The organism is Nocardioides sp., assembly GCF_031422975.1.
GTDB lineage: Bacteria > Actinomycetota > Actinomycetes > Propionibacteriales > Nocardioidaceae > Nocardioides.
In genome coordinates, this window is sequence record NZ_JANPEO010000007.1 from 1 (window position 1) to 2,368 (window position 2,368).

A 2,368-nucleotide genomic window follows, 5' to 3' on the forward strand; every position below is an offset into this window, starting at 1 on the left:
GGCGTACCCAGCCCGGCGACGCCTTTGTCGAGTCACCGATCGACCGGGAGATAGCCGAGCTGCGCACGCGTCTCAAGCAGCACCCCTGCCACCAGTGCCCCGAGCGGGAGGACCACGCCCGCTGGGCGGAGCGGTCGTTCAAGCTGGCGCGCGACGCCGACACCCTCAAGCGCCGGGTCGAGTCGCGGACCAACACGGTGGCGCGGACCTTCGACCGGGTGTGCAGCGTGCTGACCGCGCTGGGCTATCTGGAAGGCGACAAGGTGACCGAGCGCGGGCGACACCTGACGCGGATCTACACCGACATGGACCTCGTGGCTGCCGAGTCGCTGCGTGAGGGGCTCTGGGACGAGCTGACCCCCTCGGAGCTGGCGGCCGTGCTGTCGTCGCTGGTCTACGAGGCACGACGCGCCGACGACGCGTCGGCGCCCAAGGTGCCGGGCGGACGCGTGCAGACCGCGCTCGTCGACACCGTGCGCGTGTGGGGCCGACTCGACGCGCTGGAGCGCGAGAACAAGCTGGAGTTCCTGCGCGAGCCCGACCTCGGGTTCGCCTGGGCGGCCTACCGCTGGGCGGAGGGGGACGACCTCGACGAGGTGCTCGGCGGGACCGACCTGGCGGCCGGTGACTTCGTGCGCTGGATGAAGCAGCTGCTCGACCTTGCCGGGCAGGTCGCGGACGCCGCGGGCGACGCACCGTTGCGCAGGACCGCACGGGCCACGGTGCACGCCCTCAAGCGCGGGGTCGTGGCCTACTCGTCCGTCACGGAGTAGGCCTCAGGTCCGGCCGCTGTCGCTGCTCGCGAGCACCGCGGTGAGGCGCTCGACCGGGCTGTTGAGCCCCCAGCGCCTCGCCAGCCCGACGAGCGCGTCGGGGTTGCTGGGGACACGGGGGAGCTGCGAGTCCGGGGTGCCGAGGTCGATGTCGCGGGCGAGGGCCACGACGGTGGGCGCGACGTCGAGGTAGTCGGACGCGGCGATGATCCGGCCTCGCGGGCCGGGGCCCAGGGCCGACCCGGGGTCGGCGGCCGCTGCCCTGATGCCCGACAGGTCGCCGTACGACAGGAGCAGGCTGGCGGCCGTCTTGTCGCCCACCCCGGCCACCCCTGGCAGGCCGTCGGAGGCGTCTCCGCGCAGGGTGGCGAAGTCGGCGTACTGCTGGGGCAGGACGGAGTACTTCTCGACGACGGTGTGCTCGGTGACGCGCTCGTGCCTGCCGACGCCCCGGGCGGTGTAGAGCACGCGCACCTCGCTGGTGTCGTCGACGAGCTGGAAGAGGTCGCGGTCGCCGGTGACGATGTCGACTGGCATGCCGGCGTCGGTGGCGAGGGTGCCGATGACGTCGTCGGCCTCGAAGCGATCAGCGCCGACGATGCAGATGCCGAACGCGGTGAGGACCTCGATGATGACCGGGATCTGGGCCTCCAACGGGTCGGGGACCTCCTCGATGTCGGGCACATCGCCGGGGCGTACGGCGACGACCCGGTGCTGCTTGTAGGACGGGATCAGGTCGACGCGCCACTGCGGGCGCCAGTCGTTGTCCCAGCAGCACACGAGGTGCGTCGGCTGATACTCCTCCACGAGCCGACTGATGAAGTCGAGCAGGCCGCGAACCGCGTTGACGGGAGTGCCGTCGGGGGCCCGCACCGAGTCCGGAACACCGAAGAACGCGCGGAAGTAGAGGGATGCCGTGTCGAGAAGCATCAGTCGCTGTGCGGTCACCACCGGATCCTCGCACGAGTCGTCGCTAGTCTGAGCGCGTGACAAGCCCACCCGTGGAGACCACCGACCGCCTGATCCTGTCCCTGCTCGCCACGGACGGGCGGATGTCGTTCACCGACCTGGGGAAGGCAACCGGCCTCTCCACCTCCGCCGTGCACCAGCGCGTCAAGCGGCTCGAGTCCCGTGGCCTCATCCAGGGATACGTCGCCCAGGTGGACCACGAGCAGCTCGGCCGGCCGCTGACCGCGTTCATCTCGATCACGCCGATCGACCCCTCGCAGCCGGACGACTATCCCGAGCGGCTGGTGCACATCGAGGAGATCGAGTCGTGCTGGTCGGTGGCCGGCGAGGAGTCGTACATCCTCAAGATCCGCGTCGCCACACCGCGCCACCTCGAAGACCTGCTCGCGCGGATCCGCGCTGCCGCGAACGTGTCCACCCGGACGACGATCGTGCTGTCCACGGCGTACGAGAACCGCCCCCTCGGCTGACGGGGTGGCGGGGGCGCCTGTGTGTTGGAGTCCCCGGATATCCGGGGGCTCCAACACAGGTGAGGGCACGTTGCGCGGGCCGGCTACCAGGCCGGGGGTGCGGGGGGTAGGCGCGTCGCCTCGGCCATCTCGGCGGCCTTGTGCGCGGGCTCGGCG

The 2,368-nt window shown here is 71.3% G+C and carries 2 protein-coding genes and 1 pseudogene; 2 read left to right on the top strand and 1 reads right to left on the bottom strand.

Going from position 1 to position 2,368, the window contains the following annotated elements; all coding sequences use genetic code 11:
- Positions 1 to 773: pseudogene (locus RMO85_RS00270) on the top strand (RNA helicase); the annotation flags it as partial.
- Positions 774 to 776: 3 nt separating this feature from the next.
- On the opposite strand, the gene RMO85_RS00275 reads toward RMO85_RS00270, so the two are convergent.
- On the bottom strand, positions 777 to 1,721 hold the full coding sequence (locus RMO85_RS00275; RefSeq protein WP_310525710.1) for a 5'-3' exonuclease: 945 nt from the start codon (positions 1,719 to 1,721) through the stop codon (positions 777 to 779).
- Between the two features lie 53 nt (positions 1,722 to 1,774).
- Between RMO85_RS00275 and RMO85_RS00280 the strand changes: the two genes are divergently transcribed.
- On the top strand, positions 1,775 to 2,212 hold the full coding sequence (locus RMO85_RS00280; RefSeq protein WP_310525712.1) for an Lrp/AsnC family transcriptional regulator: 438 nt from the start codon (positions 1,775 to 1,777) through the stop codon (positions 2,210 to 2,212).
- Positions 2,213 to 2,368: the final 156 nt, after the last annotated feature.